34 protein-coding genes and 1 pseudogene are annotated in these 24,737 nt (G+C 68.1%); 17 read left to right on the forward strand and 18 right to left on the reverse strand.

The features are described from left to right. Positions 1 to 59: 59 nt before the first annotated feature. On the forward strand, positions 60 to 587 hold the full coding sequence (locus ACIRG6_RS36640) for a hypothetical protein (RefSeq protein ID WP_403326270.1): 528 nt from the start codon (positions 60 to 62) through the stop codon (positions 585 to 587). A gap of 67 nt (positions 588 to 654) precedes the next feature. On the opposite strand, the gene ACIRG6_RS36645 is transcribed toward ACIRG6_RS36640, so the two are convergent. Further along, on the reverse strand, positions 655 to 1,155 hold the full coding sequence (locus tag ACIRG6_RS36645) for a hypothetical protein (RefSeq protein ID WP_403326273.1): 501 nt from the start codon (positions 1,153 to 1,155) through the stop codon (positions 655 to 657). Then, on the reverse strand, positions 1,152 to 1,541 hold the full coding sequence (locus tag ACIRG6_RS36650) for a hypothetical protein (protein ID WP_403326276.1): 390 nt from the start codon (positions 1,539 to 1,541) through the stop codon (positions 1,152 to 1,154). Before ACIRG6_RS36650 ends, ACIRG6_RS36645 begins: the two co-directional genes overlap by 4 nt. A 169-nt stretch (positions 1,542 to 1,710) precedes the next feature. Here ACIRG6_RS36650 and ACIRG6_RS36655 point away from each other — a divergent pair, with 169 nt between their 5' ends. The 4 genes from ACIRG6_RS36655 (at position 1,711) to ACIRG6_RS36670 (ending at position 4,443) form a co-directional block, all read left to right on the forward strand. Next, the gene (locus ACIRG6_RS36655; protein ID WP_403326278.1) at positions 1,711 to 1,998 is read left to right on the forward strand and encodes a WhiB family transcriptional regulator; all 288 of its coding nucleotides are present in this window, start codon (positions 1,711 to 1,713) and stop codon (positions 1,996 to 1,998) included. A 190-nt stretch (positions 1,999 to 2,188) separates the two neighbouring features. Then, positions 2,189 to 2,788 (forward strand): SMI1/KNR4 family protein, encoded by a 600-nt coding sequence (locus ACIRG6_RS36660; RefSeq protein ID WP_403326281.1) that lies wholly within the window; start codon positions 2,189 to 2,191, stop codon positions 2,786 to 2,788. Between the two features lie 225 nt (positions 2,789 to 3,013). Further along, a complete protein-coding gene (locus ACIRG6_RS36665) occupies positions 3,014 to 3,172 on the forward strand; it encodes a hypothetical protein (RefSeq protein WP_403326284.1) in 159 nt (52 codons plus the stop codon). A 1,076-nt stretch (positions 3,173 to 4,248) separates the two neighbouring features. Next, positions 4,249 to 4,443 carry a hypothetical protein gene (locus ACIRG6_RS36670; protein WP_403326287.1) on the forward strand — a complete coding sequence of 65 codons (195 nt, stop codon included), beginning with the start codon at positions 4,249 to 4,251 and terminating at the stop codon, positions 4,441 to 4,443. A 3-nt stretch (positions 4,444 to 4,446) separates the two neighbouring features. Here ACIRG6_RS36670 and ACIRG6_RS36675 read toward each other — a convergent pair whose 3' ends face one another. Then, entirely contained in the window at positions 4,447 to 4,884 is a 438-nt protein-coding gene (locus ACIRG6_RS36675; protein ID WP_403326289.1) for a DUF5959 family protein, read from the reverse strand. A gap of 202 nt (positions 4,885 to 5,086) precedes the next feature. On the opposite strand from ACIRG6_RS36675, the gene ACIRG6_RS36680 reads away from it, so the two are divergent. The 3 genes from ACIRG6_RS36680 (at position 5,087) to ACIRG6_RS36690 (ending at position 6,369) form a co-directional block, all read left to right on the forward strand. Further along, positions 5,087 to 5,338 (forward strand): DEAD/DEAH box helicase family protein, encoded by a 252-nt coding sequence (locus ACIRG6_RS36680; protein WP_403326292.1) that lies wholly within the window; start codon positions 5,087 to 5,089, stop codon positions 5,336 to 5,338. 214 nt (positions 5,339 to 5,552) lie between these two features. Next, the gene (locus ACIRG6_RS36685; protein WP_403326295.1) at positions 5,553 to 6,113 is read left to right on the forward strand and encodes a hypothetical protein; all 561 of its coding nucleotides are present in this window, start codon (positions 5,553 to 5,555) and stop codon (positions 6,111 to 6,113) included. A 31-nt stretch (positions 6,114 to 6,144) separates the two neighbouring features. Beyond that, entirely contained in the window at positions 6,145 to 6,369 is a 225-nt protein-coding gene (locus tag ACIRG6_RS36690) for a hypothetical protein (RefSeq protein ID WP_364825772.1), read from the forward strand. Between the two features lie 222 nt (positions 6,370 to 6,591). Here ACIRG6_RS36690 and ACIRG6_RS36695 read toward each other — a convergent pair whose 3' ends face one another. Both ACIRG6_RS36695 and ACIRG6_RS36700 read right to left on the reverse strand, forming a co-directional pair. Further along, complete coding sequence (locus tag ACIRG6_RS36695) at positions 6,592 to 6,897, reverse strand: DUF6342 family protein (protein ID WP_403326298.1); 306 nt, start codon at positions 6,895 to 6,897, stop codon at positions 6,592 to 6,594. Between the two features lie 481 nt (positions 6,898 to 7,378). Beyond that, entirely contained in the window at positions 7,379 to 7,831 is a 453-nt protein-coding gene (locus tag ACIRG6_RS36700; protein WP_089513097.1) for an Lrp/AsnC family transcriptional regulator, read from the reverse strand. Positions 7,832 to 7,940: 109 nt separating this feature from the next. Between ACIRG6_RS36700 and ACIRG6_RS36705 the strand changes: the two genes are divergently transcribed. Together ACIRG6_RS36705 and ACIRG6_RS36710 are read left to right on the forward strand one after the other, a co-directional pair. Continuing rightward, positions 7,941 to 8,558 (forward strand): LysE family translocator, encoded by a 618-nt coding sequence (locus tag ACIRG6_RS36705; protein WP_403326301.1) that lies wholly within the window; start codon positions 7,941 to 7,943, stop codon positions 8,556 to 8,558. Positions 8,559 to 8,599: 41 nt separating this feature from the next. Beyond that, complete coding sequence (locus ACIRG6_RS36710) at positions 8,600 to 9,031, forward strand: PaaI family thioesterase (RefSeq protein WP_403326448.1); 432 nt, start codon at positions 8,600 to 8,602, stop codon at positions 9,029 to 9,031. A 142-nt stretch (positions 9,032 to 9,173) separates the two neighbouring features. Here the strand turns inward: ACIRG6_RS36710 and sigJ are convergent, their stop codons facing one another. Next, positions 9,174 to 10,109: an RNA polymerase sigma factor SigJ gene (gene sigJ / locus ACIRG6_RS36715; RefSeq protein WP_403326304.1), complete on the reverse strand. Its 936-nt coding sequence runs from the start codon at positions 10,107 to 10,109 to the stop codon at positions 9,174 to 9,176. Between the two features lie 72 nt (positions 10,110 to 10,181). Between sigJ and ACIRG6_RS36720 the strand changes: the two genes are divergently transcribed. The 3 genes from ACIRG6_RS36720 to ACIRG6_RS36730 all read left to right on the forward strand — a co-directional run bounded on the left by ACIRG6_RS36720 (position 10,182) and on the right by ACIRG6_RS36730 (position 11,983). Next, complete coding sequence (locus tag ACIRG6_RS36720; RefSeq protein ID WP_403326306.1) at positions 10,182 to 10,892, forward strand: LUD domain-containing protein; 711 nt, start codon at positions 10,182 to 10,184, stop codon at positions 10,890 to 10,892. Between the two features lie 80 nt (positions 10,893 to 10,972). After that, entirely contained in the window at positions 10,973 to 11,509 is a 537-nt protein-coding gene (locus ACIRG6_RS36725) for a dirigent protein (protein ID WP_403326309.1), read from the forward strand. A gap of 33 nt (positions 11,510 to 11,542) precedes the next feature. Next, on the forward strand, positions 11,543 to 11,983 hold the full coding sequence (locus ACIRG6_RS36730; protein WP_403326312.1) for a YybH family protein: 441 nt from the start codon (positions 11,543 to 11,545) through the stop codon (positions 11,981 to 11,983). 668 nt (positions 11,984 to 12,651) lie between these two features. On the opposite strand, the gene ACIRG6_RS36735 is transcribed toward ACIRG6_RS36730, so the two are convergent. From ACIRG6_RS36735 to ACIRG6_RS36745, 3 genes are all read right to left on the reverse strand, one after another. Further along, positions 12,652 to 13,005 (reverse strand): hypothetical protein, encoded by a 354-nt coding sequence (locus ACIRG6_RS36735; protein ID WP_403326315.1) that lies wholly within the window; start codon positions 13,003 to 13,005, stop codon positions 12,652 to 12,654. A gap of 712 nt (positions 13,006 to 13,717) precedes the next feature. After that, on the reverse strand, positions 13,718 to 13,894 hold the full coding sequence (locus ACIRG6_RS36740; protein WP_403326318.1) for a UBA domain-containing protein: 177 nt from the start codon (positions 13,892 to 13,894) through the stop codon (positions 13,718 to 13,720). A gap of 281 nt (positions 13,895 to 14,175) precedes the next feature. Continuing rightward, positions 14,176 to 14,361, reverse strand: a complete 186-nt coding sequence (locus ACIRG6_RS36745) for a hypothetical protein (RefSeq protein WP_403326320.1) — start codon at positions 14,359 to 14,361, stop codon at positions 14,176 to 14,178. A 167-nt stretch (positions 14,362 to 14,528) separates the two neighbouring features. Between ACIRG6_RS36745 and ACIRG6_RS36750 the strand changes: the two genes are divergently transcribed. Continuing rightward, complete coding sequence (locus ACIRG6_RS36750; protein WP_403326323.1) at positions 14,529 to 14,912, forward strand: hypothetical protein; 384 nt, start codon at positions 14,529 to 14,531, stop codon at positions 14,910 to 14,912. Between the two features lie 325 nt (positions 14,913 to 15,237). Here the strand turns inward: ACIRG6_RS36750 and ACIRG6_RS36755 are convergent, their stop codons facing one another. After that, positions 15,238 to 16,488, reverse strand: a complete 1,251-nt coding sequence (locus ACIRG6_RS36755) for an MFS transporter (RefSeq protein ID WP_403326326.1) — start codon at positions 16,486 to 16,488, stop codon at positions 15,238 to 15,240. A 185-nt stretch (positions 16,489 to 16,673) separates the two neighbouring features. Next, a complete protein-coding gene (locus ACIRG6_RS36760) occupies positions 16,674 to 17,555 on the reverse strand; it encodes a helix-turn-helix transcriptional regulator (protein ID WP_403326329.1) in 882 nt (293 codons plus the stop codon). 118 nt (positions 17,556 to 17,673) lie between these two features. On the opposite strand from ACIRG6_RS36760, the pseudogene ACIRG6_RS36765 reads away from it, so the two are divergent. Next, positions 17,674 to 18,012, forward strand: a pseudogene (locus tag ACIRG6_RS36765) (aldo/keto reductase); the annotation flags it as partial. Positions 18,013 to 18,613: 601 nt separating this feature from the next. Here the strand turns inward: ACIRG6_RS36765 and ACIRG6_RS36770 are convergent. Together ACIRG6_RS36770 and ACIRG6_RS36775 are read right to left on the reverse strand one after the other, a co-directional pair. Continuing rightward, entirely contained in the window at positions 18,614 to 18,940 is a 327-nt protein-coding gene (locus ACIRG6_RS36770; RefSeq protein ID WP_403321010.1) for a hypothetical protein, read from the reverse strand. Between the two features lie 245 nt (positions 18,941 to 19,185). Next, complete coding sequence (locus tag ACIRG6_RS36775) at positions 19,186 to 19,761, reverse strand: DUF5959 family protein (RefSeq protein WP_403326332.1); 576 nt, start codon at positions 19,759 to 19,761, stop codon at positions 19,186 to 19,188. A 560-nt stretch (positions 19,762 to 20,321) separates the two neighbouring features. Here ACIRG6_RS36775 and ACIRG6_RS36780 point away from each other — a divergent pair. Continuing rightward, on the forward strand, positions 20,322 to 20,993 hold the full coding sequence (locus ACIRG6_RS36780) for a hypothetical protein (RefSeq protein WP_403326456.1): 672 nt from the start codon (positions 20,322 to 20,324) through the stop codon (positions 20,991 to 20,993). 833 nt (positions 20,994 to 21,826) lie between these two features. On the opposite strand, the gene ACIRG6_RS36785 is transcribed toward ACIRG6_RS36780, so the two are convergent. The 5 genes from ACIRG6_RS36785 to ACIRG6_RS36805 all read right to left on the reverse strand — a co-directional run bounded on the left by ACIRG6_RS36785 (position 21,827) and on the right by ACIRG6_RS36805 (position 23,727). Further along, positions 21,827 to 22,078: a zeta toxin family protein gene (locus ACIRG6_RS36785; RefSeq protein ID WP_403326335.1), complete on the reverse strand. Its 252-nt coding sequence runs from the start codon at positions 22,076 to 22,078 to the stop codon at positions 21,827 to 21,829. Positions 22,079 to 22,172: 94 nt separating this feature from the next. Continuing rightward, on the reverse strand, positions 22,173 to 22,475 hold the full coding sequence (locus ACIRG6_RS36790) for a hypothetical protein (protein ID WP_403326337.1): 303 nt from the start codon (positions 22,473 to 22,475) through the stop codon (positions 22,173 to 22,175). Between the two features lie 73 nt (positions 22,476 to 22,548). After that, positions 22,549 to 22,785: a hypothetical protein gene (locus tag ACIRG6_RS36795; RefSeq protein ID WP_403326339.1), complete on the reverse strand. Its 237-nt coding sequence runs from the start codon at positions 22,783 to 22,785 to the stop codon at positions 22,549 to 22,551. 303 nt (positions 22,786 to 23,088) lie between these two features. After that, positions 23,089 to 23,379: a hypothetical protein gene (locus ACIRG6_RS36800; protein WP_403326342.1), complete on the reverse strand. Its 291-nt coding sequence runs from the start codon at positions 23,377 to 23,379 to the stop codon at positions 23,089 to 23,091. A gap of 75 nt (positions 23,380 to 23,454) precedes the next feature. Continuing rightward, positions 23,455 to 23,727, reverse strand: a complete 273-nt coding sequence (locus ACIRG6_RS36805; RefSeq protein ID WP_403326344.1) for a hypothetical protein — start codon at positions 23,725 to 23,727, stop codon at positions 23,455 to 23,457. A 194-nt stretch (positions 23,728 to 23,921) separates the two neighbouring features. Between ACIRG6_RS36805 and ACIRG6_RS36810 the strand changes: the two genes are divergently transcribed. Beyond that, the coding region (locus ACIRG6_RS36810) for a WD40 repeat domain-containing protein (protein WP_403326347.1) at positions 23,922 to 24,737 on the forward strand (816 nt) is incomplete at its 3' end.

The raw sequence follows: 24,737 nt of genomic DNA on the forward strand, positions 1-24,737 counted from the left end.
ACGGGTCCTTGCGCGCTTGCAGGCTCCCGGGCAACAACCCGCCGATCACGAGGATTGTCATGCCCCGCTTCCAGCGCACCGTCGTCACCGCTCTGAGTGTGGCCGCCATCGCCGCGACGGCCCTGGCCACCGCGCCGACGGCCTCCGCGGCGGGCTACCGCTGCACCACCTCGAAGATGACCGTCGACGACCCCGCTTACAGCGGCCCCTGGCCCGTCAACTGGGACCTGTCCGCGACGATCTGCGCCAAGCGCTCCGGCTCGTACCTGTACGTGTACGCGTACGCGAAGGTCAGCGTGAACGGGCCGAACTTCTACGACAAGGGCCCCGTCTTCGACGCCGCCCGCTGGGTCCAGCAGATCAAGCACTCCCGCTCCGGCCCCGACACCGTGCAGGTCTGGAAGAACTTCCCCGGTATCAAAAACCGTATCGAGAACAAGACCCGCTCCGGCCCCTACACCACCTTCGCCATCCGCTGGACGGCCGGAAACCGGCGCGGCCTCGGCGACGGCTACCTCCAGCTCGACTGGGACAACGACGGCAAGGGCTACCGCAGCTACCACTTCACCGCATCCCCGGCCGTGTAGCCACCGGCGGGGCGCGTCCGGCGCTGCCCGGGCAGCGCGGCGGCTACTTGACCTGCGCCGGGACCTTCTAGGCCGCCGGCTTGGCCTTGTCGCTCGCGGGCTCGTCCTCCGAGGGGGAGGGCGTCGCGGGTGCGTCGGTGTGGGCGGTGTACATGACGTTGCCCTGCTGGCGGGTCTTCTCGGCGAGGTTCTTCGTGACCAGGGTCTGCAGGCCGTTGCGCACCGTCTGCGCGGACGTCGCCCGGTCGGGGTGGTCCTTGGCGAGCTGCTCGCCGACCTCACGGGCCACCAGCGGCTGCCCCGGCGTCTTGCGGAGCACACCGAGCAGCAGCTCCCACAGCGGCGGCCCGCCGGCCGCGGCCTTGCCCGCCGGAGCCTTCGTGGCGGCGGCCTTCGGCGACGCAGCCTTCGAGGTGGTGGCCTTGGGTGCCGGAGCCTGCTCCGCCGCCGACTTCTCCGCAGCAGGCTTCTTCGCGGCGGGCTTCCCGGCAGCCGGCTTCTCGGTCGCCGACGCCGTCTTCCTGACGGTGCCCTTCTTGACCGGCGCCTTGCTGGCCGCCTTCTTCACGGCTGCCGGCTTCTTCGCCGCGCGGCGGGCTTCTTCGCCTGGGCCGCCTTCTTCACCGTCTGGCCCTGGCGCTGCGTCGGAACGGTCTGCGACGCCTCGGCGTCGGTCTCGGCCGGTACGGAGACCTCGGCCTGCTCCACCGTGGCCGCCGACGGCGTCTCGGACGCACTGCCCAAGGCCTCGGCTCCGGGCTCGCCCGTCGTGGGCAGGCTGCTCTGCGCATGCGTCAACCACGCCTCATCCGCCCTGAGTTGGTCAAGACGCTGCTGGAGTTCGGCGATCTGCCCGGTGAGCTCTTCCTGTTCTGCGTGGTTGGCCGTGAGCTCGTCGGCGAATCGCTGGCGCACACGTTCTTGCACGGGGGTCGTCTGGGGCTCGTCGGCCACGACAGCACACTCCTTCTACCTGGGATGTTGCTGACGGATGCTACTCACCCCAAATGCCCCATAGTTACAGTCCCGCACGATCGCCACCTTGAGGACAGATGAAGACTGATCGGCTGTGACCTGGGCATAGGCTCGGTGCCGTCGCCGAACGCGACGGGGGAGGAACATCATGACGACCGTGAAGTACTGGCAGGAGGACGCCGCCTGCCGCGGCGCCGACCCGAACGAACTGTTCGCCGAAAGCACCCGCCAAAAGCGCGCCAAAGCTGTCTGCGAGGGCTGCCCGGTGCGCATCGACTGCCTGGTGGAAGCACTCGACAACCGCATCGAATGGGGCGTGTGGGGAGGCATGACCGAACGCGAACGCCGCTCACTGCTGCGCCGCCGACCGGGCGTTGCCTCTTGGCGGCACGTCCTGGACAGCGCGCGCGTCGAGCAGCAGCCGCGGGCCAGCTGACCAGATGCTGTCGCGGACGGCTACTCAGAGGTCGGCTGCACTGGTTCGCGAACCAGGCTGACCGACCTGATGGCCATGGGGGAGCGGCTGGTGCCGGACGCGTTGGTCCAGGGGGTGGTTCCGGCGGCAGTGGTTGCTCTTCGAGCTGAGATGATCCTGCTGCGAGGACGGCACAGCAGCGAGGAGCGTCATGGCCGACTACCTGCCTGCGGTCATGGCGATGCTCGGCCAGGCCCACAACCGATACGCGGATCCATCCGCTTGGGACCGCCTTCACGCAGAACTCGGCATCCGGCTGCCGACCGACTACCAGACCATCGTGGACGCTTACGCTCCCGTCCAGCTCAATGGCCACCTGTCCTTGTCTCACCCGGCGACCGCACGCTGGAACCTGGGCGAGTGGATACGGGACACAGCGCGCGCCTGGTCCGAGATTCCCTGGGACGATCTGGGCCCGGAGGAGGATCCTCGCCTGCTGTTCGGACTTGCGGAGTTGAGCTTCGCTACCCGCAACGGACTGTGGCCGATCGCCAGCACCGACCGAGGCGAAACCCTGTTCCTCATGGCTACGGACGGCACGCTGTCCAAGATCCTGGTCGAAGACGGCGAGGGCGGCTGGACGCAGTACGAGATGAACTTCGCCGAATGGCTTTACCGCTACCTCGTCGGCGAAGACATGGCCGGCCCCAACACCTCAGCCTTCTATCCCGGCCCGGTACAACTGCGCCGTCTTCCGATGACCGCTGACGCACGGCCGGAGCCCTGGAACGGGCCTGAGCGCGGCATGTAACCCTGCCTGCCACGACAGACTCCACAACTGCGGCAAGCCTTCGGATCCCGGCTCCACCACCACGCTGCCGCCGGGCCGGCCCGCCTGGCGGAACGCCCGACCCGGCATCGCGCCGCTGCCCTCCCGCCCGGCGGGACGTTCTGCTCCAGTTATCCCCGGCGGGTGCCTGCGGCGGCGACACTGACGATGACCGGGCATGGTCCCGCCAGGGTCGGGGGTGGGGGTGTGGAGGGGTTCGGGCCGGAGGACATCGCGGCCAGGCGCGAGGAGGGCGACCTGCCGGCTTTCCTGCGCCTGCGGATCCGCCCCGACCGCACTCCCGTTCAGACGGCAGCACTGTGGCAGCGCGCTGCGGCGCCCGCCGGGCACCTCGTGGGCACCTGACCCTCCAATACCAAGAGCGGCATCAAGGAGTACCCCAAGAGCTCCAAGAGCCGCCGGGAAGTCCCGCTCTCGCCCCATGTCCTGGAGGCCCTCGAACGCCACATCCACCGGCTCGACCGCGACGCAGTGGTCTTTACGACCATCATCACCAAGGGCCGTTCCGGACGCCTCCTCGCCGATAGCGACTGGCGTCGGCAGACCTGGTGGCCTGCTGTCGAGGCTGCCTACCATTTCGGCGACGACGGCGAGTTGCAGCTCGTCCCGCACTACCCGCCGCACTCCATGCGCCACACCTGCGCCTCGTGGCTGGTCCAGACCGGGTCTCGCTCTACGAGGTCCAGCACCTTCTCGGCCATGAGAGCTTCCAGACCACCCAGCGCTACGCCCACCTTCAGCCGGACGCGCATAAGGCCGTGCTGGGAGCCTGGGAACGCATGGAAACCCCGCTCTGTATCGTCGCATGAACGTTCCTTCGCCCTGTCCTCCGCGGACAGGGCGAAGGCGTTTCCCGGTTGCACAGGGGCCGGTTCACGTTCGGGGCTCGGTTGGCCGGTCGTCGGGAAGCATCCAGCGGCAGTCAGTGTCGATCGGCCACGGGTGGGCGTAAACATCGATCTTAGCCCGCTAACGTAGCACCCCCCGCCCGGCCGGCGGATCCACAGGAGTGCGCAAGGGCTCCTGCAGGGGGCCGAGTTGCACCGCGTTTGCCTCAGCCCATTTCAGCCAGCCGCCTCGTCCGTCGGAACCGGCGCGTCGTCGGCTCGGGCGCGGCAGCTCGGCAGAAGGCGCGGATCTCGTCGGCCTGCAGCCAGCCCCGAATCTGCCCGGTAAGCACCGTCGCCCGGTGCTGCGGCAGGTCGTCGACTTTCGCGCGGGCCAGTCCGTCTCCTTCAACTGCAATCTGTTTCGCAGACCTGCTGGCGTCGGCGGAGCGCCTGCCTGCGACGATGCCCGGCTGAGCTATGACCTTGCGGTGTGGGACGGCGAACCGCCCACACGATGATCATCAAGCGGGTGCGGTCGCGCGGTACCCGGACGACGCCGACCACGGTGTCGTATGGGCGTCGACACCGGTCATGGAGGAGGCGTCGGGCCCGATCGCGTACCTGACCATCTCGTACGGCAAGGCCGACGAAGTGGCCGAGTACGCCGCTGTGCTGGCTCGTGCACACGGCCTTGTCTGCTTCGATCCGCAGGGAGAATCCTGCGGCCGTGAGCTGCTGTCGCTGCTACTGCGTGACGGCTCCGGCACTGTGATCGCCACGCGGTGATCATCAAACCGTGCGCGCCTCAGGGGCCGCTGAGAGGGCCGCTCGGACACGGTCCAGCAGCATCCGGTTCTCCTCCATCCAGTTCTCGGCGACGTCGACCGGCACGAGGACTGCGATCTGTGTGGACGGTGAGTCGTGGACGGTGACCTCGAACGGGTCGTCGGGAACGATGTCCATCCAGGCGCTGCGGTCACCGGCCGGCCACACGGCTCCCCCCTCGGCCTCCAGAGCGTCGAGGCAGCGCTCCCACTCGTCCAGATCCGCGGGGGACACGACCAGGCGGACCCGTCCGTTGACGAAGTCGCTGCGCAGAACGATCTCTGCCGGGTAGTACCGCTCCTCGCCGTCCGTCCAGGGGGCGTCGCATCTCACCTCGACGGTGACGCTCTGAACTGCGTCTGCGAACCGGAACAGCTCCAGCGTCTGCGCGTCGGTGACCACGGTTGCCTCTCGAACGTGTGACGGACCAAGGTGTCCCTGATCTTCTCGCATACGGCCCATGCCATGCCCGCAAGCCAGAGCGCCGTACGTATCGCGTATGGATCACGTACGTTCTCCGTACATGCAGACCCCCGAGTGGCAGGGCGCTTGCTCGGTAAGGTGCCCTCATCGACGGGCCTGCTTCTGATTGAGGATGAGCTTGATGACCCTGGTTGAGTTGCCGAGGTCCGGCCGCCCGGTGAGGCAGGTCCTTTTCCCTGATCAGGTGGAGGCGGTCGAGTGGCTGGTGCGGCATTTGCACCGCCCCGGCACGCGGGGTCTGTTCGTGTCGGCGACGGGGAGCGGTAAGACGCTGGTGTCGGTGCGGGTGGCGGACGGGCTCGCAGCCCCGCCAACGCGCGGCCCGTTTCCCGGACATCGCGTTCGTTACGTCCAGCGGCCCCTGTGCTTGTAGCAGCGCACCGCCATGTCGCCGAGAAGGTGACCGTGCTGCCGACCGCAGCGCTCTGCGTCAGCTCCGCGAACAGGGAGCGCGCGTACTCCCGGCTGATGGGCATGACCGGGATGATGACAGTCACCACTGACAACACCCCCAGAACAGTCGGTGGCTGCGCATCGATGCTGGTGAAGCCGCCCACCGGCCGCAGCGGCGCGCCTACGATGCGGCTGTGCGGAACACGAAGGCGTTCAAGGGAGCTGTTGCCCTCACGCTCGCGGAGCTGGCTCACCGGGGGGTGACGCTCGCACCGGCGACGGTCGAAGACACGATCGAGAAGAACATCAGCACCGTCGCGCAGCGCCTGGGGATCCAGGTGCGTTCCGCCTGGCGGTACTTCGACGCCGCCGCCCTCGCCGACCGTCTCGCCGGCAGCGCGCAGGCATTCAAAGAGGGCACCAGTGCCACGGACGCGGGCCGGGCCCCGATGCCGCCGATCGACAATCCGGAACTGGCCCTGGTCCTCGCCGGTGTCCCCGACTCCCTGGCGCAGACGGGCGGCGACCTGTTCTCGGTCATCGTCAACGTGGCGGTCAACACCTGGATGGCCGGCCACATCCAGGGCGAGGACGGCTGCATGGGCTGCGATGGCAGCCGCGGCCCGGGCGGGCACGACTGGCAGGCCCGGATGCGCACCATCACCGAGATGCAGCCGGACATCAGCAAGGGGTTCGACCGGGACGTGTGGACCCGAGCCGTCAACGACGCGGGCTACACCGTCACCCGCCGCTGACACCGGCGCCCAGTATTCGGAGATTTATCGAATGATCCATTTTGTGTGGGCGGTGGTGCTCACTGTCCTGGGCTCACTGATAGCCCTGGACTATCGCAATCTCGCCCTCCGGGTGTACGACATCACCTGCATGTTCTCGCTGGGTGGCGCGCCCGGCCCTCGGTTCACCGAAGACCACATGAGAATCGTGTGGGGCTGTCTGGCAGTGGTCTGCGCGGTGATCGCGGCCCTCAAGGGGTGGGCACTGTTCGGCTGACGCTTTACGTCGTGACGGTCCGGATCCCCGGCGAGGCCACAGACCGGTCGCTAGCCAACCAAGATCAACCTCGCCTGGGACTTCTTGCGCCGCAGACTTCTCACCCCCGAATAGGAAGGGCCCGCCCGACCGGTCAGGTCGTGCGGACCCTCGTACTACGTGGGGAGGAGGCTCACGCAGTGGCGTGGCCTCAGTGCCCGGATCCGGGCTACCTGAGGGGGCTCAGGAGTCCCAGCGCAGGTCCTTCTGGTCGGTGATCAGCTTCCCGGCGATCTTCAGGTTGCCGTCGGAGTCGAGGATGCCGAGGATCTTCTTCGTGCTGCCGTGGTGGGTGGTGATGTAGACCTTGTCCGACTCCTGGGAGCTGGAGTGGTTGGAGTTCAGTACGATCTCCACGCTGTTCGGGGAGATGATCGCGACGTCCTTCTCCGGGGAGTCCCGGTAGATCCGGTTGTCCACCAGCTTGACCCGGCCGTGGGTCTCCGCCTCTTCCCAGCGCGTCGCGACTCCGAGGTCGAGCTCAGCCATGAGTCCCCCTTGTGATCCGGCGGGCCGTGCCCGCGGTCGGTGGCGTGCCGGGATGTCCCGGTCCGATTGAGGAGCGTAGGAGGAGGACGCGGGCAGACTCGGACATTCCGGAGATCGTGGCCGCTTTCCGTCCTCATGGCCAGATTCCTTTCGGCGCACGAGGCCGGCTCAGCCGTCCCTCAGCGGACCCCCGGCCGGTCGATGAAGTCCCACACCCAAAGCTGGAGCGGCCCCAGGACGGTGACGAGAAGGAATGACCTGGCCGGTCGCTGATCGTCCACTCCAAAAATCAGGAGGCGACTCGTATGAGTGATTGCATCGGGTGTTGGGTCAGGTCGGACCGCTATGGGCTGCTGTGATGATCACCGGCCGGTTGTCTGGCGGGCCGTCTCATGACCGGATTGCGGGGGTTCATTGGACGCGTCGACCGCCTGTCGTCAAACGATCGTTTGACGACAGGCGGCCTGGGACCGGGCGCGGCTCATTCGGGCAGTGGCCTGTCCTGGACGACGTTCTTCATGACGAGGGTGGACGTCAGGCGCTGGACGCCGGGGAGCCGGGCGAGCTGCTGGTCATACAGCTCCTGGAAGGAGGCCAGGTCGGTGGTCGCGACACGCAGCAGGTAGTCGGGCTCGCCGAACAGACGCTGCGCCTGGAGCACGTGCGGGACGGCGGCCACGGCCTCTTCGAAGGCGGTGACAGTGTCGGGCGTCTCCCAGCGCAGCGTGGCGAAGACGAGGGCCTCGAAGTTCAGGCCTACGGCTGCCGGGTCGACCACGGCCCGGTAGCCGCGGATCGCGCCCTCCCGTTCGAGGTCGCGCAGCCTGCGGTGGCAGGGCGAGACGCTGAGCTGCACGCGAGCGGCCAGCTCGGTGACTGTCAGGCGGCCGTCGAGCTGTAGCTCGGTAAGAATCTTCCGGTCCAAGGCGTCCATGGAGTAAATTCTCCCCCGAAACCCGCGATCATGAGGTAAAGACGCAAACACTTTCGGGCAAATCCGGCCTAGCGTTCCCTCCAGAGCAAGACGTGAGAGGGAATGATCGATGGACACGACGACGCTGGCGGCCTTTCTGACGGTGGACCTGCTGCTGGTCTTCACACCGGGCGCGGACTGGGCCTATGCGATCTCCGCCGGACTGCGAGGGCGCTCGGTCGTCCCGGCCGTCACCGGACTGATCGCCGGACACGCCGCCTACGCGCTCGTGGCCGTCGCGGGCCTGGCGGTGATCGTGGCGAGCTCCCCGGCCGCGCTCACCGCCCTGACCGTGGCGGGCGCCGGCTACCTGCTGTGGCTCGGGTGGGGAGTCCTGCGCCAGCCGGCCGTTCCGGCGGCCGCTGGTGAGAGCCCGGATGCCTCCCGCCTCCAGGTCCTGCTGAAGGGGGCCGGGATCAGCGGCCTGAACCCGAAGGCGCTGCTGCTGTACTTCTCGCTGTTCCCGCAGTTCATCGACCCGGCCACCGGCTGGCCGGTCGCCGCGCAGACCGGGCTGCTCAGCACGGTGCACTTGACCGCGTGCGCCGTCGTCTACCTCGCCGTCGGCATCCTCGCCCGCACCGTCTTGAGCACCCGACCCTCGGCCGCCCGGATCGTCACCCGGATCAGCGGTGCCATGATGATCGCCATCGGCGCCCTGCTGCTGGTGGAACGCCTGGCCCGCTGAAGCCCCGCCCGCCCGACACGGACCCGATGGAGAGCATGCAGGTGGAAGACCGGATGCAGCAGGAACAGGCGAGCCCCGCGGTGCAAAAGCGCGTCCGGGACAGCTTCGATCGGCAGGGCCTGATGTCCCACCTCGACGCCCGCCTCGCTCACATCAGCCCCGGCAGCGTACACATCGTGCTCCCGGCACGCCCCGAGGTGACCCAGCAGCACGGCTACATCCACGCCGGCGCCACCAGCGCCACCGCCGACAGCGCAGGCGGGTACGCCGCGCTCACCCTGTTCGACGAGGACTCCGAGGTCCTCACCGTCGCCGCCGGCGACCACCTCGAGGCGATCGGCACCGTCCTCAAGCCCGGCCGCACTCTGACCGTCTGCCAACCGGAGGTCTACGGCGTCCAAGCCGACGGCGCCCGCAAGCTCGTCGCGAATGGCCAGCAGACCCTGATCTGTGTGAGCAGGACCGCCGGATAGTCCTTGAACGGCCGGTGCGGGCCCGCGCTGCCCCGGCCTCACCGCTCGGTCACGGCGGCCCACCGTCGTCGTCCTCGTCCAGCTCCTGCGCCTCCAGGTCGCGCAGCGGGCGCAGGGCGCCGGCGGCCGGGACACCGGGCCCTCAGCCCGTCGTCCAGCGGCGGAGCTTCTCGGGGTTGCGTACGACCCAGATGTGCTTAATCCGGTTGTCCACGACCTCGAACGCGTACACCGACACGATGATGCCGTCCTGCTGAGCCACCAGTCCTGGCTGGCCGTTGACCGTACGCTCCAGGAACGTCATCGTGTCGGGCCTACAGCGGGCGATCTCCACCCAGGCGCGCGCGATCTGCTCACCGCCTTCGATGGGGCGCGGGAAAGTGGTGGCCAGGCCTCCGCCGTCGGCGATCGCCGTGGCGTCTGGGTCGAGCAGGCCGATCAGGGCGTCGATGTCCTTGGCCTCCCATGCCTGCTTGAAGTCCCTGACGACGCCGGTGCGCTGGATTGCCGAAGTCGCGGAAGGCTGCGCGGCCCGGATGCGGCGGCGGGCCGAGGAGGCCAGCTGGCGGCACGCCGCCGGGGTCCGGCCGACGACCTCGGCCACTTCGGCGAAGGAGTGGCAGAAGACGTCGTGCAGGATGAACGCGACGCGTTCGGCCGGGGTCATCGCTTCGAGCACGACCAGGAAGGCCAGGTTCACCGACTCGTCCAGGGTGACCCGGTCGGCCGGGTCGGCGCTCGCGCTGCCCGGCCCGCTGATCCACTCCGTGTCCTCGGGCAGCGGCTCGGGGATCCATTCGCCTATGTAGGTCTCTCGCCTGGCCCGTGCCGAGCCGAGCAGGTTGAGGCAGACACGGCTGGCGACCGTCGTCAGCCAGGCACCCGGGGACTCGATGACGTCCTGCTGCTGACGGGACATCGCGTACCAGCGGGTGTACGTCTCCTGGACCGCATCCTCGGCCTCAGCCACAGAGCCCAGTAGCCGGTACGCGAGATTGAGCAGCCGGCGCCGCTCGCGCATGATCGCGTCCAGGCCCGGATCGGGCCGGCCGTGTGCTGGCTCGGATCGGGTGTTCATGGTGCCGACGGCTCCCTCGGTCGCAACTGTCCTTACCGGTTCGACAAGACAGCCCGCTGGAATGTCAGGCCAGTGGGTGGCCTGACATTCCAGCGGGCTGCGTTGTCGAACCTGCTGAGACGAACACGTCGTCCAGCAAACAGGAAGCCCATCATGAACACCTCACTACCGGCAACGCCGTTCACCGGCCCGGCGCCCGCGCAGCGCCTGGAGCGGGCGGCCACCGCGCTGACCGCGAACGGCTTCTCCGTAGAGATCCTCGATGAGGTCGCCGCCGCGCGTACGCGCATCAAGGATCTGATCCCCGAGGGCGCCAGCGTGTTCACCGGAGCCAGCGAGACCCTCCGGCTGTCCGGTATCGCCGAGGACATCAACGCCGGCGGGCGATACGACGCCATCAAGCCGCGCATCCTGGCCATGGACCGCGCAACGCAGATGGACGAGATCCGGCGGCTGACCGCCAGCCCCGACGTCATCGTGAACAGCGTCAACGCTGTCACCGAAACCGGCTCCCTCGTGATCGCCTCGGGCAGCGGAAGCCAGTTGCCCGGCAATGCCGGCGGTGCCGCCCGCGCGATCTGGATCGTCGGGGCGCAGAAGGTGGTACCCGACCTCGGCACGGCGCTGCGGCGCATCGAAGACCACTGCCTCCCGCTGGAGAACGCCCGCGCCATGGAGGCCTACGGGTGGCCCAGCGCCGTCAACCGGCTTCTCATCCTCAACGCGGAACACCAGTCCGGCCGCGGCACCGTGCTGCTGCTCCGCGAGGCCATCGGATTCTAGAACCGGCCGTCGGGCTCGATGGTGGCCCGTAGTGATGGGCTGCCGCCATTTCGCGAGGATCGAAATATGGAGGACCCGCCATGGTCAGAAGCAATCTGGGATTCGTCGGCACGCATCACAGGGAGCGAGGAAAGAGCAATATGAGAGCATCGCGCACCAAATTTTTCGCCGTATCGCTGACCATCGCCCTGGTCGGTGTCTTTGCTGTAAGCAGCGCAGACGCCGGTACCCCCGCAAGGAGCCGAGTCGAGGTCCTCGAACTTGAGGTTCGCAACGATCAGTACGCGGATGTCGATCTCGGCTCGCAAGGGACGAGCCTGGGTGATACGTACGTCTACTCCGGTACCGCGATGAGGGACGGCCGCAGTGTCGGCCGTGGGGGCGGGTCGTGCCATGTCATTCACATCGATGGTCAAGAACTCACGACGCAATGCCTGATCACGCTGGAACTCAAGCGTGGCTCTCTGACCATGCAATCGCTCTGGGCAAGCGGAACAAGCTCGCTCGACATGGCCATCACGGGCGGTACGGGAGACTTCCGTAACGCGCGGGGAACCGCTCGCTACTGGGACATCGCAACGCCGAAAGAGAGAGTGCGGGCCGAAATTCTGCACTGATAGGTGGGGTGGCAAAGAGAGGTTGGGACAACGATGCTCACGCAACGCGAGATAGACGAAGCCGAGATTCGCCATCACATCAACAAGATCGCCGAAGGACTCCAAGCCAAGGACCCTGAGGTCCTGAAGAAGCTGTACGCAACAGACGTTGTTTCCTTCGACGTCGAACCGCCGCTCCAGAGTGTGGGGGTGGAGGCGAAACTCAAGAATTGGGCGCCCGTGTTCGAATTCTTCGAGAGCGTGACCTATGAGGTTCGCGAGCTGACCCTCACCGTGGGCGATGAGGTGGCCTTCGGGCACGCCTTTGCTCGTCTCAGCGGCACGCTGAAGGACGGGACGGCGATGAGCGGTATGTGGGTCAGGGTCACTTATTGCCTCCGGAAGACCGACGGCCCCTGGTTGATCGTGCACGACCAAGTCTCGGTGCCGCTCGACATTCCGAGCGGCAGGGGAGCGGTCGACCTCGAGCCCTGACAGGTCTGGTAGTAGTTGACGCGCCCCGAGCCGGTCCTCGATCCAGCGGCGCCAGGCGGACGAGGGCGTCGGGGCCACGGCCCGCCGGATGAGCCGCTCGTACGGGTCGTGGTGGTTCCGTCCGAGACCTCGCAGTGGAACCCGGTCACGACCGGGCCACCTCCGCCCGCGCCTGCTCGGCGATCGCGTGCCGGGTGACACCAGTCAGGTCCCCGTCGAGTGAGCACCGCCCACGCGGCATTCGAGCGTGCGTGAGCGCCCGCGGCCCCAGGCAGGCCGATGCACACCACGGAACGGGCCCCTACGGCGCGATCTTCGTTGGACTCTGTGTGACCGACTTCGATGCGCTGATGGCGGACCCGACGGACTATGCGGCCTTTGCCGGTGTGGGGCCTTGCTGTCCGGCACGCGCCCAGCGGGCTGAATTCTCTGATGACCGCTGCCTGAACCGTGATCAAAAGCGTGGAGCTCGGGCAGCTACCAGCCAGCTGAGCCCAGTCGTGAGGACCAGCCCTCCGGGTGCGTCCGGCAGCTGGCCCTCGTGTCTCGATGACGGGTGGTCAGCCGTGGCAGGTGATTCGCCCTGTCCGGGCTCCGGCCCGTGCGCACAGCGCCCGGGCCGGAAGCGCGCCGCGGCCCTGTCCTGCGTGATTCGTCTCGCTGTTCCTTCAGGAGAAGACGACGGAGCGCAGGAGCAGGCGGTCGGATGCACCCGATCCCGGGGGCAGGGTGTAGTAGGTGTCGCCTTCGCAGTCGGCGTCGAGGAAGACGGTGGCGGTGGCGTCGGTGCGGTTCTTGGGCGCCCTCGAGGCCGTGCCGGGGGCGGAGCCCGGCGCGGGGAGATTGATGCACTGGCCGCTGGCGGGGTTGTTGAGGAAGCCGGCGGCTTCGTATCCCTCGGCGGTGGTGTAGGTGTAGCGGAACTGGCCGGTTGCCGCGGAGGCTGAGCCAGGCACGGCCAGCAACAGGGCGAAGGCGCTGCAGGCAGCGCCGACGGCCGCCGTGATCGAACGACGGGACACAGTGATCTCTTTCTGCCGGGTGCTTGTGCGGTCAGTGCCAGCGATGCCCCGGAAAAGGGCTGAGTAGGCCTTTTGTCCCTCGTGCGGGGAGGCCTGCCTCCACTCACGAGGGACGCTCTTGTTCGCAGGTGCGGGCGCCACTGGACGTGCGTGGTCGTAATGAACTGTTCAGCGCCTCAACCCACATCCTGGCGGGGGCGGCCGTGACCGCCGACTTGCCTGGTGTCAGTCCCAACAGAGGCCACTCGGCAGGGTGGTTCGCTGGGGAGCCGTGCGCATGTGTGGAAATGACGCAAAGCCCGACTTCTAGGGTCCTTCGGCAGTCTCGGCTGGTCCACCAGCAGAAAGGCCGGCACCCCTCAGTCCGCCGAAGCGGGTGGCACGGGGTACCGGCCAGCCGAAGACCTCCGAAAGAGGAATCCGCCGCCAGCGTGGCCCGCCGCAGCCTGGCCCCTGTGCGCCGCGCTGCTGCCCTGTAGCGCCAGGGTGCAGCAAGGGATACGGGTTCATCACACCCGACCCACTTCAGGCCACTGATATCCGGCTGGACGCCAGCGCATAGAGCAGTCGGCGCCACCGTGCTCGCGCGCCAGGTGCGGGGACCGGGCGTGCCGGCGGTCTGTCGGCCAGGGGCCGGTGCCGGCTCTTCCGTGGGCGCGCCGGTTCAGGGGGTGGTGCCTCCTGCGGATCAAGCGGGTCCAGGGGCGGTGTTCTAACGACTCAGCAACGTCATGGCATTGACGACGTCCCCGTTGGAGGCGCGCAGGGCCTTGATGGCCCTCTCTCTGCTGACGTCGAGCCGACCTGTGATCGCGGCGATGCCTTCGGAGGTGAAGTTGTCGTGCCGGGATTCGTCTTCTGGCTCTGCGATGTCTTCGTGATCGTTCACGAAGTTCTTGGCTCCTGTCCGAGCGGGCGCGGTCGGCGGCCTCACGTTACGGCGGTGCGGCAGCCGCGTGATCATTTCCGTAGCCGTTACACGCGGACGAGTGATGATCTGGCGCGCACGTGGAGCGCCCGACCGGATCTTCCTTCGGGGATCGGCCGCGTGCTGTTGGGCGCGTGACGTTGTCGAGTAGACGGGCGGAAGACCGCGTGGTGGCACGCAGCCGTGCGGCACGCTGTCCCCGGGGCGTGCCGCACGGTGCGGTGACGGTGGGCCGGTGGGGTTCACCAGGGTCGCCGATCGCCTGGCGCGAGCAGCCGGTCAGGCTGCCGGTCGGCAAAGGACCGGTTGACGTCAGGCTCCTCGATCTCGGCCAGCCACTGCCGGTCAGCGAGCCACGGCTTCGGCCGCGCCACCTCGCACCCCCAGAGCAGCTTGTCCGGGGAGGCCGCGTTCGCAACGTCGGCCATCGGTCGTGGTGCATTTAGACGACGCCTTCGTGAGGCGGATCACACCGTCGCGTGGGGTAGTCGTTTCTTTGATCGATGCCCGGCGCCACGCATAGGTTGACCTGGTGAGGGGCGGATTGCGGGATCGATGGACGAGACAGCCGCGGTGGGTGAGATGGACGCTCGCGGTGTACTTGATCGGCTTCCTCGAAGGGGCTGATGCCCACTTCCTGGATCTGATCGGCGGTGGGATCCACGTCTATGCGTCCTTCGCCCCGGTGCCGCTGCAGGTGTTCTTCGTCAGCCTGGCGGTCCTCGACCCGATGGTCGTAGTGCTGGTGGGACGCGTGCGGCCGACGGGGATCCGGCTGGCCTGCGCTGTGATGGCGCTGGACGTCATTGCGAACTGGATCGTCAACTGGCCGTGGCTGCAGGAGAATCCGGCATGGCTGCTGCGTCCGGTCGGGCTGCTGCCCATCACGCTCTTCGGCCTGTTCGTCATGGCGACCTCGGTTCCCGTGCTTCGGGCCATGAAGAGGGTGTCGGTGGATCTCAGCTGCACGACCCGATGACGGTCGTTCGGGCAGAAGGGAGGCGGGTGACACGGTTCGAGGCGTCAGCGGCCTCGCGGAGGTGGACGATCTCCTCGTGTTGTGCGGCGAGCCGGGCCAGAGCCTGGGTGCGGAAGTCCGTGAGCTCATCGACCGTCTGCTCCGACTGATCCAGCCGCTCCTTGAGCTTGGCGTTTTCCGCAGTACATGGTGCCGAGTGCCAGCTCGGACCCGGCGAGACCGGAGCTAGTGTGCGGTACTTCATAACAAAGATCCCTTCTGGTGGCTGTTGGAGCGTAGACCGGGGTGTGTGGCGGCGCGACGGGGAGCGCGCTGCGGGGCGTGTTCAGAGGGCCGCGTGCGGTGCTTCGGCCTCGCGCGCGGTGTCTGGCCCGGCTGCGGCGGGAGTGGAGGGTGCCGTGGTGCGGGTGGCACCGATCGCGCCTAGGGCGGCCAGGGGGATGAGGGCGAGCGTGACCATCACGGTGCCGATCAGGGCGGGTCCGGTCAGGCTCAGGGAGGACTCCAGGGCGTGACCCGCGATCCAGGAGCCCAGAGCGATGCCGACATTGAAGGAGGAGACGGCCAGTGCGGCGGCGAGCGTGGGGGCATCGCCTGCGAACCGCACGGCCAGCGAGGTGACGACCGGGGGTACGGCCATGCCGGCCGCGCCCAGCAGGACCACCAGCACGATGGTCGGCACAGCGTGGGCGGACAGCGGGACCAGCAGCAGGAGGACGAGTGCAGCGCCGACCGCGGCGCCGGTGACGGTGGTCAGCGGCTTGCGGTCGCCCAAGCGCCCGCCCAGGTTGGTACCGGCCAGGGCGCCGATGCCGTAGCCGATCAGGACCAGCGGCACCGAGCCGGCAGAGAGGCCGGTTCGGTCGGTGAGCAGCGGGGTGATGTAGCTGAAGGCGGCCATGGCGCCGCCGGTGATCAGGGCGGTGGCGCTCATCGACAGCCAGAGCCGGCCCTGGCGCAGTGCGTTGAATTCGGAGCGGACCGAGGCTGCGGCGCGCCCGGTGTCGGCGGGCACGAAGCGGCTGATCAGCAGGGCGACGAGACCGGCGAGGAGGGCCAGGGCCCAGAAGGTGCCGCGCCAGCCGACGGCCTGCCCGGCCCAGGTGCCCACGGGCACGCCGATGACGGTGGCCAGGGCGGATCCGCTGATCATGATGCCCAGGGCGCGGGAGCTCGCGGCGGGGCCCGCGGCGGCGGTGGCCACGATCGAGGCGACGGCCCAGAACGTGCCGGTCGCCAGCGCGCTGAGCACCCGGGCGGCGAACACGACGGTGAAGGAGGAGCTGAGCGCGGCGATGACATGGCCGGCGGCGAACACGGCCAGCGCCAGGACCAGGGTGGAGCGGCGGGGCAGGCGCAGCGTGGCCAGCCCCATCACCGGCGCGCCGACGATCATGCCGAGGGCGAACGCGGTGATCAGCAGTCCGGCCCGGGCGACACCGACCCCCAGGTCAGCGGCCAGCTCGGGCAGTACCCCGGCGATGATGAATTCGGTGGTGCCCATCAGGAACGCACCGACACCCAGGAGATAGACGACGAACGGCAGCGCGCCGGACTTGTCTTTCGAAGCAGACATGGAGAAGTGACAACCTCTTGCATCGGGGACGGCCGCAGAAGTGCGGCACTGACCATGCAACTCCGGTCTGCGAGGCTGTGGGAGTCAGCGTCTATGGGGGTAATGGCAGGGACCCCCTTACCGATATGCGCAGGCCCAGCCCCGTTCAGTGTCTGGCGCGCTGGGAGACAGGAAGGGGTGCCCGGTCAGCTGTCGGTGTCGGCGGAGGCCGGTGCCTCTGTGGTGGCGGCCCAGGAGGCCAGCAGCTTGAGGCCGTCCTCGGCGGTGCTGGCGGGTACTGCGCTGTAGACGGCCACGGCGATCTGCTCGTCGGTCGCCAGGAACATGGTCTCGTGGTCGAGATCGATCCGGCCGACGGCCGGATGCCGGAAGCGTTTCGTGCCGTCCCGGAAGACCCGCACGTCGTGGGCGCCCCACATCACCCGGAAGGCATCACTGCGCGTGGACAGTTCGCCGATCAGGTTCGACAGCTCACGGTCGTAGGGGTCCTTGGTGGCGGCGACCCGCAGTGCGCCGACGGCGGTCTGGGCGATCTGTTCCCAGTCGACGTAGAACTGCCGGGCCGCGGGACTGAGGAAGCAGAACCGGGCCGTGTTGCTCTGGGCGGCCCCGGCCTCGAACACCGGCGCATACAGGGCCCGTCCGAGCGGGTTCGCCAGCAGGATGTCGAAGCGGTGGTTGGTCACGAACGCCGGGAGCGTCGGCATTGCCTCCAGCATCCGTCCGACCCCCGCCCGGACAGCTGGACGCCTGGGGGCCGCGGTGCGCCGTGCGCGGGCAGGTTTCGCGCTCGCGGCGCGGGCCAGGTCGTGCAGGTGCGCGCGTTCCGTGTCGTTGAGCCGCAGCGCTGTGCCGAGCGAGTCCAGTACGGCGTCCGAGACGCCGCTGAGGCTGCCGCGCTCCATCCGCGTGTAGTACTCGACGCTTACTCCGGCGAGCATCGCGACCTCGCTGCGGCGCAGTCCTTTGACCCGGCGGTTGCCGTACACCGGCAGACCGGCCTGCTCCGGGGCGATCTTCGCGCGGCGGCTGGTCAAGAATTTGCGGACCTCGCTTCGGTTGTCCATGCTTTCGAGGCTACGGCGTTCCGCGCACGGCAGGGGGTCACTGTTAAGTGCCGACTGACGGACGGCCGCGACCCTCTACGACGGGCTTTCTGTCGATTCCCAGCCGCCCGCCTGAGCCCTCATGCGCGAGCGCGGCGTCCAGCTCCAGTCGTGGGGACCCCTCGCCCAGGGCCGCGACGACCTGTTCACCAACCCGGTCCTGACCGAGATCGCCACCGGGTACGACAAGACTGTCGCCCAGGTGGTCCTGCGCTGGCTCATCCAGCGCGACATCGTGGTCATCCCGAAGTCCGTCCGCCCCGAGCGCATGGCCGAGAACCTCGACGTCTTCGACTTCCGGCTCACCGAGGAGGAGATGAATCGCATCGCCAAGCTCGACACCAGTGCCAGCAGCATCTTCGACCACCATGACCCCGAGTCCGTCAGCTGGCTGGGCAGCCGCCGCTTCGACACCTGAGATCTCGACGCCCAAGCAAGCCCCCGTGCGCCAGCCGCAGGCACTGCCGGACCTGGCCACGGGCGCTGCTGGCGTCTGGTGGTCCCGGTGAGGCTGTGACCACCCAGTCACGACCGGCTCCTGCACACGGGATGGCAGAGACCCGGCGGCCCACCACCTTTGGGCAGGCGAGGATTCTGGCGGGAATAGACCATGACCAGTTCAGGGCGCGCGAAAAGGATGGCCCTGAAGCCGTCCAGCTTGGCCTCCATGATCAGTTGACCTGGCGATGCCCCGTTCGGGTGTAAGTCACGCGGGCCTCGGCGATCATCGGCTGGATCGGAGGTACCAGGGCCACACCGTCGCATCTACGTCGTGGCTCTCGCGCGCATGCTGAGCGGCCCTCGCACGGGCCCCAGTTCAGGAGGATGGCGGCGAGGCGCGCCGGTGCCGGGCTTGAAGCGGGATGACGCTGGGGCCGGTGCGCAGAGCCTCGTTCTCAATCGCGAGTTGGCGGATGGCTTCCTCGTAGAGGGTGCGCCGCATCCGTCAGCTCTCCACGACGAACCACAAGATCAATTGTCAGACATCGCCTGGTAGCGGAGGTCGTTCTGCCGTCATCTCAGTAGGCGAACTCAGGCGCCTGGTAGGGAGCCCACCAACTCGTCAGACCGCAGATTCCCAGGGCGGCTGCGGTGACGGCGGCCAGGGCGGCGAGCCATGGGCGATGGAACCGGCGCAAGGTGAGCATCCAGAAGGCGAGCGGCACCAAGGCGCCCCCCGCGGCGACGAGCGGCAGGTCCATGTAGAGCACGCTGAGGTCCCGGTGGCTCCCATCGAATCCACCCTCCACATTGACCCTCGCCAGCGGTGCCCAGGCCAGCAGCGCCGCTGCGGCACCCAGACCGGCGACGAGGAAACCAGCAAGACCCTTGATCTCTTCCTTCACAGCAGGTCAGACGCGGCAGCACTGCGCGCAGTTCCCGAGGCGGCCGACGCACTTCACGCGGGTAGGTCGGCGGCGGCCGGCCGCTGGTGGGCGAACTGCTGCCCTTCGTGCAGCTCGCGGCCGCAGCGCCGCAACGTCTGGCAGTGGTGTGCGCGGTGATCGCGGCCCTCAAGGGGTGGGCACTGTTCGGCTGACGCTTTACGCCTGACCGCCCCCCGAGGGACCAACACGCTGCGCCCACCCTGCTACCGAGCGGAAAGCGTACGGATCGCGTACGGAAGGCGTGCACATCGCGGGTGGCGTGTCTGCCGAGCCCATGCTGCCTCCAACGCCTGCTTCAGCCCGGACGCCGCCCCGCTGCTCCGAGTCGGCCGGTGCCGACTTCCGTCTTCCAGGTCGTCCCCCGACCCACGAGATGCGTTCGACGGGCAGGCAATCTGTGGCGCCCCGGAGCACGTGCAGTTCTCGGCGACGTCGACCGGCACGAGGACGGCGATCTGTGTGGACGGTGAGTCGTGGACGGTGGCCTCGAACGGGTCGTCGGGAACGATGTCCATCCAGGCGCTGCGGTCACCGGCCGGCCACACGGCTCCCCCCTCGGCCTCCAGAGCGTCGAGGCAGCGCTCCCACTCGTCCAGATCCGCGGGGGACACGACCAGGCGGACCCGTCCGTTGACGAAGTCGCTGCGCAGAACGATCTCTGCCGGGTAGTACCGCTCCTCGCCGTCCGTCCAGGGGGCGTCGCATCTCACCTCGACGGTGACGCTCTGAACTGCGTCTGCGAACCGGAACAGCTCCAGCGTCTGCGCGTCGGTGACCACGGTTGCCTCTCGAACGTGTGACGGGCCAGGGGGCCGGAGCGCCGTACGTACCGCGTATGTTTCTCCGTGCATGCAGGCCGCCGGGTGGCAGGGGGCTTGCTCGGTAAGGTGCCTTCATCGACGGGCCTGCTTCTGATCGAGGATGAGCTTGATGACCCTGGTTGAGTTGCCGAGGTCCGGCCGCCCCGGTGAGGCAGGTCCTTTTCCCTGATCAGGTGGAGGCGGTCGAGCGGCTGGTGCGGCATCTGCACCGCCCCGGCGCGCGGGGTCTGTTCGTGTCGGCGACGGGGACCGGTAAGACGCTGGTGTCGGTGCGGGTGGCGGACGGACTCGCAGCCCGGCCAACGCGCATCCCGTTTCCCGGACATCGCGTTCGTTATACGTCCAGCGGCCCTTGTGCTTGTAGCAGCGCACCGCCATGTCACCGAACAAGGCGTGACCGTGCTGCCGCAGGCCAGGCATGTCAGCCACCACTGACAACCCCCCGAGGCTGCTTGTCGCTGCGCATCGATGCTGGTGAAGCCGCCCGCCGGCCACAGCGGCGCGCCTACGATGCGGCTGTGCGGAACACGAAGCCGTTCAAGGAAGCTGTTGCCCTCACGCTCGCGGAGCTGGCGAGCAGCGCATCACTGCTGGCGAGCGTACAACTGCCAAGCACGAAATCTGGGGTAGGAATGGCAGCGTATCGGGCAAGCCTGGGGTCTTCTACTCCTATTAGAGCGGCTGTGCTCCTGGTGTGCCTGCTGCTCGCCAGTTGTTCCTCGCGCGCGGAACGCATAACCGGTGACGCGCTGGACGAAAAAGGCAATCAGTCCAGCGGAATGGTCGGCAACGAAAATGCTCGGGTCGGCCAGACGTGGCTTTTCGCGCTTCCCGTTCTGCACAATAATAGCGGTGAGAGCATCGAGGTCACTGGCGCAAGTATCGTGGATGTCCCTGAAGGTATCGAGGTGCTCGACTATGCCGCATACAGTCGAGTCGACACCGAGGGGCTGCCGTTGCTGGTGCGAGAGGGAGACGTGCAGACACCCAATTTCGAGCGTCTTAAGGACTACTCGAAATCGCCGGTCCGGGTTGCCGCTAAGGAGGAGAGTGAGATCTTCTTCCAAGCAAAACTAAAGATCACGGCTCCACCGCAAGGCAACATTCGAACGTGCCAGTTCGAATACCGGCAGGGTAACCGCGACCTCCTCCAGGGAATGGATTGCGAGATGGAACTGAAGGTCCACTGACCAGGATCTTCTGTCAGGGGCCGCTGGCGGCCCCTGACGCTTTACGGGGCGAGTGGTGAGCGGACGTGCTTGGCGTACCTCCGTGACAGCCCCGAGCATGTTCAGCCTACGGACGGCCCAGGGGTCCGCGCCTCCCGGCGAGGGAGCCCCCGGTGGGGCTGCCGGCTCGGCCGGGCTGAGGATGTGGCGGTGGATGTGGGTCGCTGGTGCACGCCGACCCTGGGCGGCCTCTGCACGGCCCAGGTCGTCGTGGACGGCGGGAAATGCCCCCGGAACCTGGACTGCGACAACTGCGACAACTGCGACAAGCTACTTCTCTCCGGCTCGCCGGCGATAGCGTGGGTCGGGTTCCGCAGGGATGCGCTGACCTGGACCGGCCCTGGAGGTGAGCCGACTGGTACTCGACCTGGCCGACCCTGCACCGCGGTTTCTGCCTGCACTGCGGGACCCAGCTCGTGTCCGCCGCCGAAGGCTCAGAAATGATCATGGTGACGACCTTCAGCCTCACCGAGCAGAGCGTCCTCAACCCTGTAGGGCACAGTTTCCGTGAAGCCGCCGTGCCATGGATGGCCGTCACCCTCGCCCCCGACCCGATTCACTCATAGCGCTCGGCCGCTGAACCGTGGCTCGCGGCCACCTCGTTGCCTTCGACCCGAAGCCGGACGACGGGCGCAACGAGTTCGCCGGCGAGCACCCTGGCCGGGACGAGTACCGGGGTCCTCCAGCGATGCAACATGGGCCCTGGGGACAGTCACACGGCTTTCCCGACTTTTGTACTGGCGCGACGAGGTGCGCTGGGGCGGAGGACCGGGGGGAGTTGTCAGTGCCGTGGCCTACGGCGCTGCGCTGGCCGCGCCGACTGCTGCGAGCGAGGCGCGGCAGCCGGCGAGGCGGGGCCTGCAGCCTCGGGCGTGGAGGCCGTGGTCGCGGATGTGCGCGGGGTGCGGCTTGTAGAGGTCGCTGTCGACGCCCACGGAGCCGCCGTGCCGGTTGAGCTGCGTGGCCACCAGCTCGGTGACCCGGCTCTTGCCGGCGCCGGGCTGACCGACGAGGAAGACGACGGTGGGCATCTTTTTGCGACGCACGCCCCTCCAGCAGGTCAGGGACGATCCGTTCGCGGAAGATTCGTTCGTTCTCCTTCGGGGGCCGGTCGGCGCCGTTCCACCTCGGCCGGGTCGATCACGCCAGACCCGCCATGACCTCACGGGCGAGGTCCGCGTAGTGCGCCCGGGCAGCCGTGATCTCCTCGCGGTCGGACGAACGTAGCCCCTCGTGCTCTCGGGCCAGCCGGTTCTGCGCCGCCCGGGCGGCCTCGATGACGGACCCGTCCGGCGCCGCCTTGGCCTCCTCCGCGGCAATGACGGCGCTGTAGGCGCCCACCGCCCCGTTGACTGCTTCGATCGCCGCCTCGTACGCAGCGGTCTCTTCGTTGGACCACTCGTGCGGGTCCAGCTGGTCGGTGATGGAGATGCCGTTCGGCATGAAATCCCCCTTGTCTCGACTGATCATTGTCGTGTGATTGACGTCGTCGGTGCCATGCAGATCAGGCCGACCCTCACGACGAGTTCACCCGCACCTCCACGATGAGGGCGAGCCCCGACACGCCGATGAAGGCGGCACCCCCGGCCTTGACGGCGTCTATCGGAGACGCCCCCAGCGCTGCGGCGACGACGCCAGCACCCATGCCGATCACGGCGCCGATCAGCACGCACATCGCGACGGACAGCGCGCGGATCGTCTTCTGCGCCTGGTCCAGGCGCTGCTGTACGACGGAGTCGGCCGAGGCGGACATGACGGGTACCTCCTGTGGTCACGAAGCGATCAGAGCGGGCAGAGCATGAGTGGCACTCACCCCTTGTGTCGCGGCCTCTCGGCGCAACAGGGCTCTCCTCGAAGGGGATCTAGGGAGTCGAATGCGTGGCGGCACCTTGGCGGACACCGCACCAAGCCGCGCAACCCCCGGCACCCTGACTCGCGAAAGAGCCCCATTCAATGCCCTGACCCCGCAGAAACGTCGGTCGTGAGAAAGAGGCTGTGTGCCCTGCTGTGGGCGTTGCCGTCCGCGCCGCTCGTCAGGTCTGTCCGCTTCGTGCCGTCAGTAGTAGCGGTTGACGTGGTTGTTGATGCTCTCGCTGGCGCCCCGACAGCCGCAGCCGCGCGGGCACTCCAGCCAGAGCCCCCTGTCCACGGCGGTCTTGGTAACCGAATTGGGGTCGTCCGGGTCGACGACGGGTCGGTAGCCGTGCGCGTGGAGCATCTGCGCGACCGAGGCGGAGTGGTTGATGGCGAGGAACGCTGCTTCGGCGGTCTTGTCGTGGCCGGCGGCGAAGAAGCGGCCGTGTTGCGTCGAAACAACGGGCTGCGTCGAGTCGTTGTGGCGAAACAATGCGGTAGGGGTACTCCAATGAAGGCGGGGGAGCGGAAACGGTCCTGGGCTGTGGTTGACGGGCCTGCTCTGGTGTCACTGCCGTTCCTGGTTGCCGTCGTTGAGTGGTGTGGTCTGTGTTGAGGCGTTGGCGCGGCGGTAGGCGGTGTACAGGCCTGTGGCGGTTCCGGTGACCATGCCCGCGCTCGGGCCGATCAGCAGGTACAGCGTCGCGGTGATGGTCAGGAACAGCAGCAGCGCGATCAGGTCCAGCAGCCGCTCGCGCGGCACCGCCTGGCCCGCCGCGGTGGTGGGGCGAGCGGGGGCGGAAGAGGTCGGGTCCGGGGTCTCCGGCGGCGAGGTCGTCATAACTGCCAGTGAAATATCCCCTGCTACCTGCTACCAAGCGTCATGAACGGTTGCGGTCGGACACGGACAACGAGTGCCCGTCCGCAAACACCGAAGCTGTGTTGCGGTGTGCCCGCGAGTGTTCGCTGTTGTCCGCTCCTGTGTCCGCGCCGCGCTCTATCCTGGCCTTCGGCCACGGATCCCGGGGGAAGCGCATGGCGTTACAGGACGACGGCACGGTGTCCGGGCAGCGGGGGGACTTCACTGCTGAACGGATCGCCCTCAAAGAGGACCTGGCCGCGCTGCGGATCGGCCGCGGCAACCCCTCGCTGCGCACGATCGCGGACCACAGCAGGAACGTGGTGGGCTACACCACCGTCGGCAAGATCCTCGGCGGGACCGGGCTGCCTCGGCAGGAACACCTACTCGCCGTGGTCCGCGTCCTGCTCGCCCTTGATGACGACGGCCGGCTCACCGGCAAGCTGGTCCCGCCGAACGATCCCGCCCTGCAGCCTTGGCGCGAACGCTGGCAGACCCTGGCCCGCCTCCACCGCCGACGCCCCGATCCCTCGCCCCCCGGCCCGGACGCGGAGCAGAACCTCGCACCGCCCGCACCGGCCCACCCACTGTCTGCAGCCGACATATCTGTTCGCCCGCCCCAGTCTGCGTCTGCGTTCCAGGCCAGCCCGGGCCCGACCGCGGACGTACCGGCGCATTACAAGCGGCTCGCGCCGCTCACCGAATACACCGGCGCCGTGGCCGCGGTGGCGTTCTCCCCCGACGGCACACTGCTGGCCACCGCCGGCGCCAATGGGAAGGTGCGGTTATGGGATCCAGCCACCCGAAGGCCGGTCGGCGAACCCCTCGTCGGCCACACTCGCGACGTGTTCTCGGTGGCGTTCTCCCCGTACGGCACACTGCTGGCCACCGCCAGTGCCGATGGGATGGTGCGCCTGTGGAACCCGGCCATCCGCGAACCGGTCGGCAACCCACTGGCTAGACACACCGGCCCCGTGCACGCGGTGGCGTTC

It is taken from the genome of Streptomyces flaveolus (assembly GCF_044765825.1).
GTDB classification, from domain to species: Bacteria; Actinomycetota; Actinomycetes; order Streptomycetales; family Streptomycetaceae; genus Streptomyces; species Streptomyces flaveolus.